At 45.6% G+C, this 14,184-nt stretch carries 17 protein-coding genes and 4 pseudogenes; all 21 read left to right on the top strand.

What is annotated here, in order from left to right; translation table 11 throughout:
* Window positions 1-246: 246 nt before the first annotated feature.
* Window positions 247-384, top strand: a pseudogene (locus CIL02_RS13545) (DUF1653 domain-containing protein); the annotation flags it as partial.
* 2 nt (window positions 385-386) lie between these two features.
* Entirely contained in the window at window positions 387-686 is a 300-nt protein-coding gene (gene trxA / locus CIL02_RS13550) for a thioredoxin (protein ID WP_094402506.1), read from the top strand.
* Between the two features lie 4 nt (window positions 687-690).
* Window positions 691-988 (top strand): annotated as a pseudogene (locus tag CIL02_RS13555) (nitrous oxide-stimulated promoter family protein).
* A gap of 10 nt (window positions 989-998) precedes the next feature.
* On the top strand, window positions 999-1,640 hold the full coding sequence (locus CIL02_RS13560; RefSeq protein WP_094402510.1) for an HAD-IA family hydrolase: 642 nt from the start codon (window positions 999-1,001) through the stop codon (window positions 1,638-1,640).
* Window positions 1,641-1,644: 4 nt separating this feature from the next.
* Window positions 1,645-2,022 (top strand): YccF domain-containing protein, encoded by a 378-nt coding sequence (locus tag CIL02_RS13565; RefSeq protein WP_094402512.1) that lies wholly within the window; start codon window positions 1,645-1,647, stop codon window positions 2,020-2,022.
* Window positions 2,023-2,049: 27 nt separating this feature from the next.
* A complete protein-coding gene (locus CIL02_RS13570) occupies window positions 2,050-2,334 on the top strand; it encodes a DUF1294 domain-containing protein (RefSeq protein ID WP_170935103.1) in 285 nt (94 codons plus the stop codon).
* A 2-nt stretch (window positions 2,335-2,336) separates the two neighbouring features.
* Complete coding sequence (locus CIL02_RS13575; RefSeq protein WP_094402597.1) at window positions 2,337-2,735, top strand: FKBP-type peptidyl-prolyl cis-trans isomerase; 399 nt, start codon at window positions 2,337-2,339, stop codon at window positions 2,733-2,735.
* A 130-nt stretch (window positions 2,736-2,865) separates the two neighbouring features.
* A complete protein-coding gene (locus tag CIL02_RS13580) occupies window positions 2,866-3,429 on the top strand; it encodes a DapH/DapD/GlmU-related protein (RefSeq protein ID WP_094402513.1) in 564 nt (187 codons plus the stop codon).
* 4 nt (window positions 3,430-3,433) lie between these two features.
* The gene (locus CIL02_RS13585) at window positions 3,434-4,324 is read left to right on the top strand and encodes a serine hydrolase (RefSeq protein WP_094402515.1); all 891 of its coding nucleotides are present in this window, start codon (window positions 3,434-3,436) and stop codon (window positions 4,322-4,324) included.
* 23 nt (window positions 4,325-4,347) lie between these two features.
* Window positions 4,348-4,971, top strand: a complete 624-nt coding sequence (locus CIL02_RS13590; RefSeq protein ID WP_094402516.1) for a hypothetical protein — start codon at window positions 4,348-4,350, stop codon at window positions 4,969-4,971.
* A 3-nt stretch (window positions 4,972-4,974) separates the two neighbouring features.
* The gene (locus tag CIL02_RS13595; RefSeq protein ID WP_094402518.1) at window positions 4,975-8,364 is read left to right on the top strand and encodes an SNF2-related protein; all 3,390 of its coding nucleotides are present in this window, start codon (window positions 4,975-4,977) and stop codon (window positions 8,362-8,364) included.
* A 246-nt stretch (window positions 8,365-8,610) separates the two neighbouring features.
* Window positions 8,611-9,342, top strand: coding sequence for a YitT family protein (locus CIL02_RS13600; RefSeq protein ID WP_094402520.1), 732 nt, complete (start codon window positions 8,611-8,613; stop codon window positions 9,340-9,342).
* A gap of 11 nt (window positions 9,343-9,353) precedes the next feature.
* Window positions 9,354-9,689, top strand: a complete 336-nt coding sequence (locus tag CIL02_RS13605) for a PAS domain-containing protein (protein WP_094402522.1) — start codon at window positions 9,354-9,356, stop codon at window positions 9,687-9,689.
* Complete coding sequence (locus CIL02_RS13610) at window positions 9,689-10,723, top strand: alcohol dehydrogenase (RefSeq protein WP_094402523.1); 1,035 nt, start codon at window positions 9,689-9,691, stop codon at window positions 10,721-10,723. Before CIL02_RS13605 ends, CIL02_RS13610 begins: the two co-directional genes overlap by 1 nt.
* A gap of 10 nt (window positions 10,724-10,733) precedes the next feature.
* Window positions 10,734-10,847: pseudogene (locus tag CIL02_RS16140) on the top strand (endonuclease); the annotation flags it as partial.
* A 40-nt stretch (window positions 10,848-10,887) separates the two neighbouring features.
* Complete coding sequence (locus tag CIL02_RS13615) at window positions 10,888-11,094, top strand: hypothetical protein (RefSeq protein WP_094383291.1); 207 nt, start codon at window positions 10,888-10,890, stop codon at window positions 11,092-11,094.
* Between the two features lie 10 nt (window positions 11,095-11,104).
* A pseudogene (locus tag CIL02_RS16795) lies at window positions 11,105-11,411 on the top strand (hypothetical protein).
* Between the two features lie 113 nt (window positions 11,412-11,524).
* Complete coding sequence (locus CIL02_RS13625) at window positions 11,525-12,061, top strand: flavin reductase family protein (RefSeq protein ID WP_094402525.1); 537 nt, start codon at window positions 11,525-11,527, stop codon at window positions 12,059-12,061.
* A complete protein-coding gene (locus CIL02_RS13630) occupies window positions 12,061-12,813 on the top strand; it encodes an MBL fold metallo-hydrolase (protein WP_094402526.1) in 753 nt (250 codons plus the stop codon). Before CIL02_RS13625 ends, CIL02_RS13630 begins: the two co-directional genes overlap by 1 nt.
* 118 nt (window positions 12,814-12,931) lie before the next feature.
* Window positions 12,932-13,642, top strand: coding sequence for an SDR family oxidoreductase (locus tag CIL02_RS13635; RefSeq protein WP_094402527.1), 711 nt, complete (start codon window positions 12,932-12,934; stop codon window positions 13,640-13,642).
* Between the two features lie 23 nt (window positions 13,643-13,665).
* Window positions 13,666-14,163: a DUF2269 family protein gene (locus CIL02_RS13640; protein WP_141210241.1), complete on the top strand. Its 498-nt coding sequence runs from the start codon at window positions 13,666-13,668 to the stop codon at window positions 14,161-14,163.
* Window positions 14,164-14,184 lie beyond the last annotated feature (21 nt).

The following is a 14,184-nucleotide window of genomic DNA, read 5'->3' on the forward strand; positions in this document are numbered from 1 at the left end:
CAGTGCAGAAAGACCGTACAGCAAAAACACAACTTCCTTTAAAAATTACAACTTCTTTTTACCGACGGGCTTAAATTCGAGACTTTTATGTAAATTTGCACTTAAATTGAAATAAAATAACTAGGGTGTCCAGTTCGTTGTACCAATTCTAGCTCACTTTCCTAAGCGTTTTGGTTCGTTCTGTAACCCTGTTTTTGGACAGGTGCCCGGTTGCCCAGGTACTGATGTCCTTCTGCCTTCGACTCCGAGACACAGGAGCGCATGGTGGTATATCAGGCTCTTTATGGAGACCAAGCCTATTGGGTTCGCCCAGAAAACATGTTCTTCGGGAAAGTTACGAGGGACGGCAGAACTTTTAATCGTTTCACAGAAATAGACAGATAATTATGGAGACATTTAATAACGTAATAAACAGTAGCCAGCTCGTTCTGGTCGATTTCTTTGCTACATGGTGCCAACCATGCAAGGCGATGCACCCCATTCTGGAGCAGGTGAAGAGTGTATTGGGCGACCGCATCCGAATCATCAAGGTGGATGTGGACAAGTACGGCGAAACAGCAAGCCAATTCCGCATCCAATCCGTGCCAACGCTGATGCTTTTCCGAAACGGAGAAGTATTGTGGCGCACAAGCGGTGTGGTAGATAAAGCCGAACTGCTGGCTACGCTTGATCCTTTCTTAAAATAAAAAGATGAAAAGAATAAAGGAAGAGCAGCGAGTTGTGGAGCAGATGATACGTTCTGTACTGCAGGAAGAAGGAGGGCAATAATAAATTATGTCCTGGGTGCCAAGAGTTGCTACAGTACGCTACTGCAAGACTGGAACGCTGTAAGTTTGGCGAGAACAAACCAACTAGCAAAAAGTGTCCCATCCACTGCTATCGTCCTCAGATGAAAGAACGAATGTGCAAAGTGATGCGCTGGGGTGGGCCAAGAATGATTTTGTATCACCCGGTAGCTGCCATCAAGCATGTCATAAGAGAATTGTAACAATAAGAAAATGAGCATAAAACAGATAGAAACACTCGTCTTTGATTATGGAGGTGTCATCGTGAACATTGATGATGCTTCTGTTGTGAAAGCCATGGAGAGCCTGGGCGTAACGGCGTTCAAGCGACTAATCCATGTCCGCAAGATCAAGAGACTGATGCACCAATATATTAATGGTCTTGTAGCGGAATCAGAAACATTGAAAGAGATGCTGAGTCTTTGCCGTAAAGGAACCACAACCGAAGATATTGAAAAAGTGCTCGAAGAGCTGTGTGGTAATCTGCCCGTAGAAAGACTTGAAGCATTAGTCAAACTTCGGAAGCAGTACAAGGTCTATCTGCTCAGCAACATCAACGACACGCTTTGGCAGAAGTCGGTCTGTCTGATGAAGCAGCTTGGATATTCCACGGACGAGTTGTTTGATGAAGTATTCCTCTCATACGCCATGCGGAAGGAGAAGCCATCCGTCGAAATCTATGAAGAGATGACGAAACAGACTGGATTGAATCCAGCCACCACCCTCTATTTCGATGACCGTGCCGAGAATGCCGAAGCTGGCAGAAACTTCGGCTTCCAGAGTGTACTGGTAAAGACCAATCATCTGGAGGAGCATCAGGAATGGCAAGAAATTAACAAGAATATAAAAGAATAATCTTATGCGCATAATAGGAAACTTACTTTGGTGGCTCTTCGGAGGTCTCGAAGCTGCCATCGGTTATTTCACCGGAAGTCTGGCTCTTGCATGTACTATCATCGGCATTCCCTTTGCGATACAGACATTCAAGATTGGCTTGCTCTGCCTATGGCCTTTTGGTTCTACAGTAAGAGAATCGAATAGTCCAACTGGTTGCATTCGCATCCCGCTGAATTTACTCTGGCTGTTTTTCGGAGGTTTGTGGGCTTGCCTCATGCATCTATTCTTCGGCTTTCTCTTATGTATAACCATTATCGGCATTCCTTGGGGCAAACAGCATTTCAAGATGGCCGGACTTTCGCTCGCACCATTCGGCAAGGATGTGGAGTTGGGATTTTAAAGAGAGATGAAAACGCAGTTGAAGAGTATGAACACATTACATAGTTACCTCGCCTACTATCTCCTTGCCATCAACGCTGTTGCATTCATCGTGTATGGCATTGACAAATACAAGGCCAAGAAAGCCAAGTGGCGCATTCCAGAAACCACGCTTTTGTTGCTGGCTGCCATAGGTGGTAGTATCGGAGCATGGGCAGGTATGCGACTTTGGCACCACAAGACGATGCACAAGAAATTCAAGTATGGCATACCCATAATAATCATCTTGCAGGTTGCCTTAGCGGTCTATCTGCATACAAATAATATAGTATGAACATGAATAAAAGAGAATACGCACAAGTTAATAAAAATTGGCTTACTAACAAAGCACAGGAAGAGGGAGTGAAACCGCTCCCCAAGGGTATATATTATAAGGTATTGGCAGAGGGCAAAGCAGATGGAAAGCATCCTACGCCCAGAAGCATAGTTACTGCACATTACACAGGTCGTACCATCGACGGCAAGCAGTTTGACAGCAGCCGTGGCGGTGCTCCGCTTGCCATCCGTCTCTGTGACCTCATTGAAGGTTGGATCATTGCCATGCAGCAAATGTGTGTGGGCGATAAATGGGAGGTCTATATCCCTGCCGAGATGGGTTATGGCAAGTTCTCACAGCCAGGCATCCCTGGGGGCTCCACACTCGTTTTTGAAATTGAGCTTCTTGGCATTGCATAAGTAAAAGAAACTAAAGAGCAGCACGTCAGAGCGAAGAACTCACTCCACTTGTTTATGTGGATGATAACAAATATTACATCGAACTGAAATGTGAGCGCGGAACATGTGCCGTAATTGCTTTTGAATAAATATGAAAGTACAAGAATACAGAGATTACATTGCAGCAGGGAAACCTGTCGTGGCTGGTAGCGAACCCCACCTCTTCATGCACCAGATGGCGCAAGAGGCTATTCGCATCACTATGGAGATAAACAACAAGTACCATACACCTGAGGAACTCAGGAAGCTGTTCTCCGAACTTTGGGACATTGAAGTGCCAGAGTCGTTCGGCATGTTCCCTCCGTTCAATACGGATTGTGGCAAGAACACCCACATTGGTGAGCGTGTGTTCATCAATAGCGGTTGCAAGTTTCAGGATCAAGGAGGTATCTTCATCGGCAATGATTGCCTTATTGGTCATAATGCAACACTCTGTACTATCAATCACAATCCCGATCCAGAGCATCGTGGCGACATGACATTCAAGCCTATTCGTATAGAAGATAAGGTTTGGCTTGGAGCAAATGTAACGATACTGCAAGGAGTGACAATAGGCGAAGGAGCCATTGTTGCAGCTGGAGCTGTTGTAACAAAAGATGTAGAACCTAGAACTGTTGTTGGTGGTGTACCGGCAAAGTTCATAAAGAAGGTTTAGAAAAATGAAAGACAAGATAAATTCATTCATTTGGCAACACTTTCTGCTTCTCACCTTTTTCTTAGCTTACATCCAAACTACAGAGGCGAAAGGTCAATCACCATGTCCTTCATATGGGGCAAGCATTATGAATGGGGATTTATATTGCGGTCATCAGGAGGATAGTGCTTTTGCCATGCATAGCGTCATGAAATTTCCACAGGCTTTATACGTAGCAGACTACTTGCACAAGAAAGGACTGACACTGAGCGACTCTGTTCTTGTGCACAAGGATAGTCTGGACGCTGAGACATGGTCGCCTATGCTGTCAATATTTGAAGGTATGCGTTATTTCACATTTGCAGAGTTAATAGAATGGTCATTGAAACAGAGCGACAATAATGCGTGCGACCTTTTGTTTGCATCATGCGGACAGCCGGATGCAGTAGAGAAATATATCCATACGCTTGGATTCAAAGACATCCATGTGCGGCTGACAGAGAAGGAGATGAAAAAAAATCCTCATAGAGCCACAGGAAATTCAGCCACTCCGAAAGAAATGGCAAGGCTCTTGGAGTGGTTCTATCTTCATAGGAATGACAACAAGAATCTCTCCTTTATCTGGAATACAATGGCAGATTGTAATACTGGTAAGCAACGCATAGCAGCAGTCTTGCCCAAAGGTGGCAAACTGATTCACAAGACAGGTTCAGGCTTTCCTTCTTCTGACGGAAGACAAGATAGAAACGATGTTGGAATCGTTCTTTTGCCCGATGGTTCTCACTTATCAATTGCCATCTTCTTGCAAAACTCAAAAGAGGAGAAAGAGGTGGCAGAGATTGCAGAACAATGTTTGATGCGCATCCAGGCAGATGGATTTCTACGTAACATGCCGTCTGACCTTCTAATGCCATAAAATTTATCAATAACAATTAATATATGAACATAGAAAAATGTAAAATACAACATACCAATGCAATCATCATTGGAGAAAAGAAAGAGAATGTGTTTCTATTTGTACATGGACAAGCAGGCAACAAGGAAGAAGCGATTCGCTTTGCAAATATTGCTGTTCCTTTAGGCTATCAAGTGATTGGGATTGACTTATCCGTTATGGATGTGCCTTGGAATGTTCTTCCTAAACTTTTGGAAGTAAAGGATTTTCTCAAAGAACACTATTCAACAATAAGTCTCCGTGCCAACTCAATTGGATGCTGGTATTCCTTGTTGGCTTTTGAGAATGAAAAGATTGAACAAGCATTGTTCGTTTCCCCAATTTTGGACATGAAAAGATTTGTTGAGGGTATGGAAGAGAAAGATGAACAGTATTATGAATGGGTTGTATTACATCAAATAGCAAATTGGTCCAACAAGACATATATTTTGCGTGCTGAAAAAGATTTGGTTGTCAGCGACAAAGTGAACGAGACATTTATCAATCAGTTCATGTGCGATGTTGTAACATTAAAGGACAGCGAACATTGGTTACACACTCCGGAACAACTGTCTTCATTGAGAAAATGGGAAGAATCTGTTCTAAAACAACAAATAGAAAGAACTTGAAACATGGCAACAAAATACGGAAAGACATGGTGGGGCGAGCAATGGCTCGGCGCACTAAAGAATATTGATTACAGTAACCGATTACCTCGTGGCGCTTCATACGCTCGTAATGGTATGGTGCAGGAGATAAACTTCTCGGGCAACATCATTAGCGCGAAAGTGAAGGGAAGCCGTCGCACGCCCTATAGCGAGACCATAAAACTGCCCGAGTTCTCGTCGAAGGATATTGACAAACTCATCAAACTGATACTGGAACAACCTGTCGTGCTGAGCAAACTCTTCAACCGTCAGTTGGATGAATCGTTGGCAAAGATGGCTGAAGAGGCTGGTATGCCATTGTTCCCCAAGCAATGGAAGGACTTGAAGATGAATTGCTCATGTCCTGACTGGGCTGTGCCTTGCAAGCATCTGGCTGCCGTCATCTACAAAACGAGCATGGAGATTGACAATAATCCGTTCCTTGTATTCTCGCTGCATGGAGTTGACCTGATGGCAGAGCTGGAGAAGCGTGGCATAACAGCCACCGATTACACAGAGATGATGGAGGTGGAGAATACGAGTGCGGTGAATGCCACGATGGAACAGATGCAACTGAGGAAAGTGCCCGAACAGATGCCCGACTACACATTGCTCTCTGATCTTGCATTGCCGTTGTCCAGCCTTCTGCCATCGTCGCCTGCGTTTTGTCATCATGGCGATTTCCAACAGGCGTACCAGAAGGAACTGTTATACATAAGTAAGGTGGCAACAAAGGTGTTGCAGGATAAGCAGAAACTGTTTGAAGGTACCAGTTGCAAGACTTTGAACAAACGTGACGTTGTTTCTGTTGACGATATTCGCCCTTCCCTGCTTCAGCAATTGCTCGACATCAACATTGACTTTCTGCGTGACTATGATGATTCTATTGTAGCTCTTCGCAGTGTGCTCATCTGTGCGCTTCAACTGATAGCGCATGGTTGCGTAGTTCCACAGATTTACTATGACCTTGTGATCAGCAAAGGACGTGGACGTGCCAAGGCAAAGGAAGAGAAGGAATACCGCATTATATGGCAACCTGCCATGATTGACGAAGCCACCCGAAGCATTATGGGTAGATTGGGTCAGAGCAAGGAACTTGTCAGCAAGATGATAACGTCAGTCATTCCTATGCTATCGCATGAGAGCAAAGATGAACTGTTCTATGATTTGTTCTTCAAAGCTGAGTGTTCGCGTTTCAATGGTATCGGAGAAACGAATACCCCTGGCGGCATACGCTCATGGCTTGACCGCTACTTTATGCAGAACAAGCATCAGGTAACGTTCTTTATTGACGAGACAGAAAAGGGCTTTGCCGTGGATGTGAAGGCGGATGACCATCCGTTGGAGGATGTGATGACAAAGAAGGCATACACATCAAGCAGGATGGAGATACTGCGTCAGCTTGCCATCCTATGCGATATAGTTGACGGACTTGACGCTTACATCAACGACAAGGGCAAGAGAAGCATTGAGTTCACGATGCAAACTTTCCCAACATTCCTGCTGCAAGTGATTCCTGCCATGCGATTGCTCGGTGTGAACGTCATCATGCCAAAGACATTACAGACACTTATTCGTCCACAAATATCGGTAAAACTGAAATCGAAAGGAAAGGATTCAAATGGGTTCCTGTCAATGAGCGACCTGCTTGACTTCAACTGGCAGGTGGCTGTGGGCAATGTGTTCCTGGCACCCGAAGAATTTAACAGATTGCTCGGTCGTGCGAGTGGATTGCTCCGGTTCAAGGAACAATACGTCTATATTGATGAGGCGAGAATGTCGAAACTGCATAAAGTGCTGAATGCCCCACCAAAGATTAAGCCGGGCGAACTGTTGCAGGCGGCTCTTTGTGGTGAGTATAAGGGAGCACCTGTAGAACTGACCGATGAGGTGCGCGAACTCATAAGACAATTTACATCACAGAGCGTCATTCCTCTGCCAGAAAGTATCAATGCACAGTTGCGACCCTATCAGGAACGAGGCTTCTCATGGATGTATCGCAATATGAAGATAGGCTTCGGCAGCATCATAGCTGATGACATGGGGCTTGGCAAGACCCTGCAGGTTATTACCTTTCTGGCAAAAATGAAGGAAGAGGGCGCACTGGACAATAAGCAAGCGCTTGTGGTAGTGCCAACAGGTTTGCTGCACAACTGGCAGTCGGAGGTGAAGCGCTTCGCTCCTCAACTGACCACTGGTGTATATCACGGTACGGCACGTGACCTGAAGGACGAGGTCTGCAAGAATGCAGACATTATCCTCTCGACATACGGCGTGGTGCGCTCTGACGCCGACATACTGAAGAAACAGAAATGGCAAGTAATCGTCATAGACGAAGCCCAGAACATCAAGAACAGCGATACTGCACAGAGTAAGGCTATACACAGTATCCCTGCCAATTGTCACATCGCCATGAGTGGTACACCGGTGGAGAATCGTTTGTCGGAATTCTGGAGTATCATTGACTTTACAAACAAGGGCTATCTTGGTTCGGCAAAGGATTTCTCCGATTCATACGCGAAGCCTATACAGAAGTATGGAGACAGTCGTGTGACCGAACGTTTCCGCAAGGTGACAGCTCCGTTCCTGATGCGACGGCTGAAGACGGACAAGAGTATCATCAGCGACCTGCCTGACAAGATAGAACGTAATGAGTTGGCATCGCTTACTCCTGAGCAGGCTGCGCTATACCAAGAGACCGTCAACAAATGTATGGCTGTCATAGAGAGCATGGAGGGAGAAGACCATCAGACTCTTTTCAAACGCCAGGGACTTATCCTGCAGATGATGCTTGCCTTGAAGCAGATTTGCAATCATCCGACGCAGTATCTCAAGGACAACCGCATGGATGCAACCTTATCGGGAAAGACAGAAATGTTGCTCGATATGCTTCGTAGTATCATTGATGCTGACGAGAAGGTCCTTATCTTCACGCAGTTCCGCGAGATGGGCGATTTGCTCCGACACTTCATCCGTAACACTCTTGATGAAGAACCGATGTTCTATCATGGTGGATGCTCATTGAAACAACGCCAGGAAATGGTTGACCGTTTCCAGAACAACCGCAACGACCGCATCTTCATACTTTCATTGAAGGCAGCCGGTACAGGTCTCAACCTCACGGCAGCTACTCACGTCATACATTACGACCTATGGTGGAATCCAGCGGTAGAAGCACAGGCAACAGACCGCGCATATCGTATCGGTCAGCATAAGAACGTACAGGTGCATCGCTTCATCACGCAAAACACTTTCGAGGAACGCATTGACGCTATGATACAAGAAAAGAAACATCTTGCTGACCTCACAGTAGCTACAGGCGAGAATTGGATTGGCAAACTTTCAAACAAGGAGCTGCACGAAATCTTTGGATGAGCAAAGGTGTTCTATCTTAAAAACATCGACGGGTGGATGACCAACCTCGGCCATGTTCAGGGACTTGAGAATAGGGAAGAGTTTACAAAACCTATACATTTCAAATTTTAAGGCAAAAAAAAACAATGAAGAAAATTTTCAAGATTGATTGCGGACTATATCCGCTTGGAGTAGTTGTGAAGAATATAGAACTAAGAACTGTTGTGGGTGGTGTACCGGCTAAGTTCATAAAGAAGGTTTAGAAAAATGAAAGACAAGATAAATTCATTCATCTGGCAACACTTTCTGCTTCTCATTTCGCTTTATGTGATGACGCTTGGAGTAGCCGTATGCGTAAGGAGTCAACTTGGTAGCAGCGTAATCTCGACCATACCGTACGTTATGGCGAGTGCCGGCGAGGTTATGGACGCAGTACCGGAGTGGACTATCGGTACCTACACCATACTGATGAATGTCATCTTCGTTGTGGCACAAATACTGATACTAAGAAGAAACTTTGAGTGGGTACAGCTGTTCCAGCTCGTCATCGGATTTTTCTTCGGTATGCTCATTGACTTGAACATGTATCTGACACAGTGGCTCCTGTCCGATACGCTTTGGATTAACGTCTTAGTACAGATTGCCGGCTGTACCATCCTTGGCATCGGCATTGCCATGGAGGTTAAATGTGGTTCCGTAACTATGCCTGGTGAAGGAATTACGATTGCTATCCATAAGGTTACAGGTCTTGAGTTTCCGAAGGCAAAGATAAGGGTTGACACATCACTCGTCATCCTTGCCGTAATCCTATGCATTCTTCTACTCGGCTCATGGCAATGGCAGATAGTAGGCGTTGGCACGCTATTCGCCATGGTGTATGTGGGCGTGGTGGTTAGATTTACCGACAAATATCTCGGATGGTTTGACCGCATCCTTGCCTACAAACCAGGATTCCGTCGCTATGTCTATGGTTTGGCTCGCTATATCAAACATTATTAACACATCAAATCATGACTTTTGACTATCTCGAAAACGTCCCTAACATCGCAGCAACAGTATGCGATAAAGAAGGTATTATACTCTATCAAAACAAACGTGCCATTGATCGTGATGGCGATGTGGTTGGCAAAAATCTCTATAATTGTCATGGAGAGAAAGCTGGAGCTATGATTCGCTACATGATTGAATCTGGCGAAAGCAACACCTATCAGATTATCCGTCACGGCAAGCATAAGCTTCTGCACCAGACGCCATGGTATGATGCAGAGGGAAATGTTGCAGGATTGATAGAATTAGCTATTGACCTGCCCGATGAGATGCCGGTATTCAATAGAGACACAATATAATGCAAGCATACACATACATAGAAAAAGGAAAGTTCGCATTGCTTGAAAAAGCAAAGCCAACGCTCATAGAACCTACAGATGCCATCGTCAAGGTGACTTTGGGAAGCATCTGCACAAGTGATCTCCATATCAAGCATGGCAGTGTACCTCGTGCTGTGCCAGGAATAACCGTTGGTCATGAAATGGTGGGAATCGTTGAACAAGTCGGTTCTGAGGTGACTGCCGTAAAGCCAGGTGACAGAGTGACGGTGAACGTAGAAACCTTCTGCGGAGAATGCTTCTACTGCAAGAATGGCTACGTAAACAACTGTACCTCACCACATGGCGGTTGGGCATTGGGTTGTCGCATTGACGGCGGTCAGACGGAATACGTCCGTGTACCATTGGCAAACCAAGGATTGAACCGTATTCCTGAAGACGTAACCGATGAACAGGCATTGTTTGTAGGTGACGTACTGGCTACTGGATTCTGGGCAGCACGTATCACTGAGATAACAGAAGACGATACAGTTCTGATTATCGGAGCTGGTCCTACAGGTATCTGCACCCTTATTTGTGTGATGCTGAGGAACCCAAAGCGTATCATCGTTTGCGAAAAATCTGAAGAGAGACGTGAGTTTGTTCGTAAGCACTATTCTTCAGTTCTTCTGACTACTCCCGAAGAGTGCCAGGAGTTCGTTATCAAAAACAGTGTCAATGGTGGTGCTGACAGAGTTCTTGAAGTAGCTGGAGCAAACGACACATTCCAACTCGCTTGGCAATGTGCTCGTCCAAATGCCATAATTACGGTAGTTGCCCTATATGATGAAGCTCAGATGCTTCCACTCCCACAAATGTACGGCAAGAACCTCACTTTCAAGACAGGAGGTGTGGATGGCTGTGACTGTGAAGAGATCCTGCAACTCATCAAGGAGGGCAAGATTGACACCACACCGCTCATCACCCACCGTTTCCCGTTGGAGAGGATAGCTGAAGCCTACGAACTCTTTGAGCAGAAGCGAGATGGAGTTATCAAAGTGGCCATAATCAACTAAAATCATAGACATGGAACTTAAACAGAGTGTCAAAGAGGCATTAGGATATTATGTATATGCCTTGGTTGATCCAAGAGATCGGAAAATATTCTACATCGGCAAAGGGAAGGGGAACAGGATTTTCCATTCGGCAGCGGTGGAGCCACCAGATATATAACATCAATATGAAGATAGAAGAAGCCATAGTATATGTGATGGTTAAGAGAAATGGCGGTATGACTACCGACCAAATTGCTGATGCCATCAATCGCCAAGGGTTGCACCAACGAAAAGACGGGCAACCTGTGACGAGCAAGCAGGTGTATGCAACGATTTGCCGCTTTCCCGAAATGTTCACAAAAGAAGCAGGCAGGATTATGTTGATGATATAAACGTAATGAGATGACAATAGATACAACCAATATGTGCTCACACCTTCAGAAGAAGCTGTTTGAACCAGATGGTGTGTATTATCCGATATGGCAAGCCATGAAGGATAATGAGACCTTGACGGATGTGGTACGGAGTAGGCAACCGACGAACGAAGCAAGAGCAGAGATGAGCTTGCTCAATCTATGCCTTGCAAGGAGGAGGAAGGCGAAGCCAACTGCACATCTACAGGAATGGGAAGAAGATTCTCGTTCTGGCAGGTAAGGCACAACCGAAGATAATACGAGAAGATAAATTGAATGAATTGATAACAAAATAAATAGAATAAGAATGAACCGACGAACGAAGGAAACGCAGAGTAATGCAGGCATTAACTCTGCTTTACAAGGAGGAGGAAGACCAAAGGTCAAATCATTTGGACAAAAATCGTGGATGCTTCCACAGCCGGTACTGATTATCGGCACATACGACAAGAACGGCAAGCCCAATGCTATGAATGCTGCTTGGGGCGGTCAATGGGACGCAAAGGAGATTATGATTGCCATGGGTGCGCATGCCACCACCGAGAACTTGAACGACTGCCCTGATTTTACCGTGGCATTTGCTACAAAGCAGACCATGGTAGCTGCTGACTTCGTCGGCATCGTATCAGCCAAGAACGATGCAGACAAGATGGCGAAGACAGGTTGGAAATGCGAGAAGTCAGAGAATGTAAATGCTCCCGTCTTCACCGACTTTCCCATGACCTTGGAGTGCCGCATCAAGGAAAAGATTGACGAGTCGGAAGAGGGCTATTACATCGTGGCAGAGATAGTCAACATCCTTGTAGATGAGAACTATCTGGCAGAGGACGGCAAGCCCGACATGGAGAAGATGGAACTCATCGTGTTCGACCCGATACATCATGGTTACATCGAACTTGGCAAGACCATCGGAAAGGCATTTTCAGACGGCAAGGCTTTGAAATGATGACACTCAGATACATCTTCCATAGTGGATTCCTGCTTGAAACGGATCGGTGCATCCTGGTCTTTGACTACTGGATGGATCCTGCCGATGTAATGAGTGGGTACATGAATACATGTAAACATGTGTACGTGTTTTCAAGCCACTTCCATGAGGACCACTTCACGAAAGCAATCCTCAGATGGAAGAATAGAATCCCCAATATCACATACATCCTGTCAAAGGATATACTCAAACGAAGAAGAGCGCAGAAAGAGGATGCCGATGTATGGATGGCCAAAGGAACGGTATGGGAAGATGAGAACCTGAAAGTGATAGCCACAGGCAGCAATGACAGTGGCGTGAGCTGGATTGTTGAAACAGAAGATAAAACCATCTTTCATGCTGGTGACTTGTGCAACTGGTACGCACGCTTCCTTGTTGACGGCACGCCTGAAGGAGAGGTCTTCAGTGAAGAGTTCGGTCAACACATCAATCCTGTGGCAGAGGAAAAGCGGTTCCTTGGTGAACTGAAAGACATTCGAAAGATAACCGATTCCTTTGACCTCGTGATGTTTCCTGTGGACGGACGCATCGGCAATGGCTATACGCTTGGAGGGCGTCAATTTATAAATCGCTTCAAGGTTGGAATGTTTGTCCCAATGCACTTTGTCATGAGTGGGTTTGAGAGTGCGTGGCGCATGGAGCCTTTCTGCAAAGAAAAGGATGTCCCCTTTTGGTGCATCGGGTACGAAGGAGACAGCATAACAATATAGGTGGGTTCTATAAGTCACCCCATAATTGTTAACTCTTTTGACGGTGGGAATTTATAGAACCCACCTATAATAATAACACATTAAATCATCTAAACAATGGACGCAAAAGAAAAAGTATATGGAATACAAAGATAAAGTAGTCATCGTGACCGGTGGCGCACAAGGCATTGGCAAATGTATTGCCGAAGAGTTCAGAAAGCAAGAGGCCCTGGTAGAAGTCATCGACAAGCAAGAAGGACTGGATCATTTTGTTGGCGACCTCTCTAACAGATATGCTATTGAGGAGTTCACGAAACTGGTAATCGAAAAATACGGCAAGGTTGATTTCATCGTGAACAACGCCCTACCCCTGATGAAAGGCATTGACGAATGCTCATACGAAGAATTTGAGTATGCGCTCAAAGTGGGTGTAACAGCGCCTTTCTACATGGTGAAACTCCTGAAGGATCATCTTGCAGAAGGAGCTTCCATCGTCAACATTTCATCTTCTCGCGACCGCATGAGTCAGCCTCAGACAGAAAGCTACACGGCTGCGAAGGGCGGTATTGCAGCACTCACACATGCCCTTGCCGTCAGTCTTGCAGGCAAGGCTCGTGTCAATTCCATCTCTCCAGGATGGATAGATACGGACTATCAAGTGTATGAGGGTCCCGATGCTTACCAGCAACCGGCAGGCCGTGTCGGCAATCCTCTCGACATTGCCAACATGGTACTTTTCCTCTGTTCCGAAAAGGCTGGTTTCATCACTGGCGAGAACATCTGCGTCGACGGTGGCATGACCAGGCAGATGATTTACCATGGCGATCATGGTTGGACGTTGACGAAGTAGGTTATATCAAAGATGATAAGACAATGAAGAAACTATCGGCAAAAGGAATGAAGGCATTGAAAGTCGTACACCTCGTATGTGCCATAGCTTGGTTTGGCTCTGCCATATCCATGAATCTGTTGCGGCACCTTGTAGTGGTAAAGGATGCAGCAGGAATGTATTGGATGGCAGAGATACTGGAAGCCATTGACATGAAGATACTAGTTCCTGGAGCTATCGGGTGTTTGCTCACAGGTATTGTCTATGGCGTTTTTACTAACTGGGGCTTCTTCAAGCACAGATGGCTCACGGTGAAATGGGTACTAACTATCTTCATGATTCTGCTCGGCACGTTCCACATGGGACCATTGGTAAAGGAGAATGTGCTGGTAGGCAAGGCTATCATGGAGGGCAACGGTGATGCAGCACAATATTGGCATAACGTGAGTACAAATGCCTATGCTGGCCTGCTCCAAATAGTGCTGCTGACCGTCGTAACCATTGTGTCTGTATATAAACCATGGAAGCGGAAAGGGCATTGAGATGGTGAATATTATTCTTTA

The sequence above is a fragment of the Prevotella sp. P3-122 genome, assembly GCF_002251365.1.
Classification (GTDB): domain Bacteria; phylum Bacteroidota; class Bacteroidia; order Bacteroidales; family Bacteroidaceae; genus Prevotella.

Bases quoted from the DNA above. Each gene is read 5' to 3' on its own strand.
- trxA (WP_094402506.1), top strand. From the start codon at position 387: ATGGAGACATTTAATAACGTAATAAACAGTAGCCAGCTCGTTCTGGTC.
- CIL02_RS13560 (WP_094402510.1), top strand. From the start codon at position 999: ATGAGCATAAAACAGATAGAAACACTCGTCTTTGATTATGGAGGTGTC.
- CIL02_RS13565 (WP_094402512.1), top strand. From the start codon at position 1,645: ATGCGCATAATAGGAAACTTACTTTGGTGGCTCTTCGGAGGTCTCGAA.
- CIL02_RS13570 (WP_170935103.1), top strand. From the start codon at position 2,050: ATGAACACATTACATAGTTACCTCGCCTACTATCTCCTTGCCATCAAC.
- CIL02_RS13575 (WP_094402597.1), top strand. From the start codon at position 2,337: ATGAATAAAAGAGAATACGCACAAGTTAATAAAAATTGGCTTACTAAC.
- CIL02_RS13580 (WP_094402513.1), top strand. From the start codon at position 2,866: ATGAAAGTACAAGAATACAGAGATTACATTGCAGCAGGGAAACCTGTC.
- CIL02_RS13585 (WP_094402515.1), top strand. From the start codon at position 3,434: ATGAAAGACAAGATAAATTCATTCATTTGGCAACACTTTCTGCTTCTC.
- CIL02_RS13590 (WP_094402516.1), top strand. From the start codon at position 4,348: ATGAACATAGAAAAATGTAAAATACAACATACCAATGCAATCATCATT.
- CIL02_RS13595 (WP_094402518.1), top strand. From the start codon at position 4,975: ATGGCAACAAAATACGGAAAGACATGGTGGGGCGAGCAATGGCTCGGC.
- CIL02_RS13600 (WP_094402520.1), top strand. From the start codon at position 8,611: ATGAAAGACAAGATAAATTCATTCATCTGGCAACACTTTCTGCTTCTC.
- CIL02_RS13605 (WP_094402522.1), top strand. From the start codon at position 9,354: ATGACTTTTGACTATCTCGAAAACGTCCCTAACATCGCAGCAACAGTA.
- CIL02_RS13610 (WP_094402523.1), top strand. From the start codon at position 9,689: ATGCAAGCATACACATACATAGAAAAAGGAAAGTTCGCATTGCTTGAA.
- CIL02_RS13615 (WP_094383291.1), top strand. From the start codon at position 10,888: ATGAAGATAGAAGAAGCCATAGTATATGTGATGGTTAAGAGAAATGGC.
- CIL02_RS13625 (WP_094402525.1), top strand. From the start codon at position 11,525: ATGCTTCCACAGCCGGTACTGATTATCGGCACATACGACAAGAACGGC.
- CIL02_RS13630 (WP_094402526.1), top strand. From the start codon at position 12,061: ATGACACTCAGATACATCTTCCATAGTGGATTCCTGCTTGAAACGGAT.
- CIL02_RS13635 (WP_094402527.1), top strand. From the start codon at position 12,932: ATGGAATACAAAGATAAAGTAGTCATCGTGACCGGTGGCGCACAAGGC.
- CIL02_RS13640 (WP_141210241.1), top strand. From the start codon at position 13,666: ATGAAGAAACTATCGGCAAAAGGAATGAAGGCATTGAAAGTCGTACAC.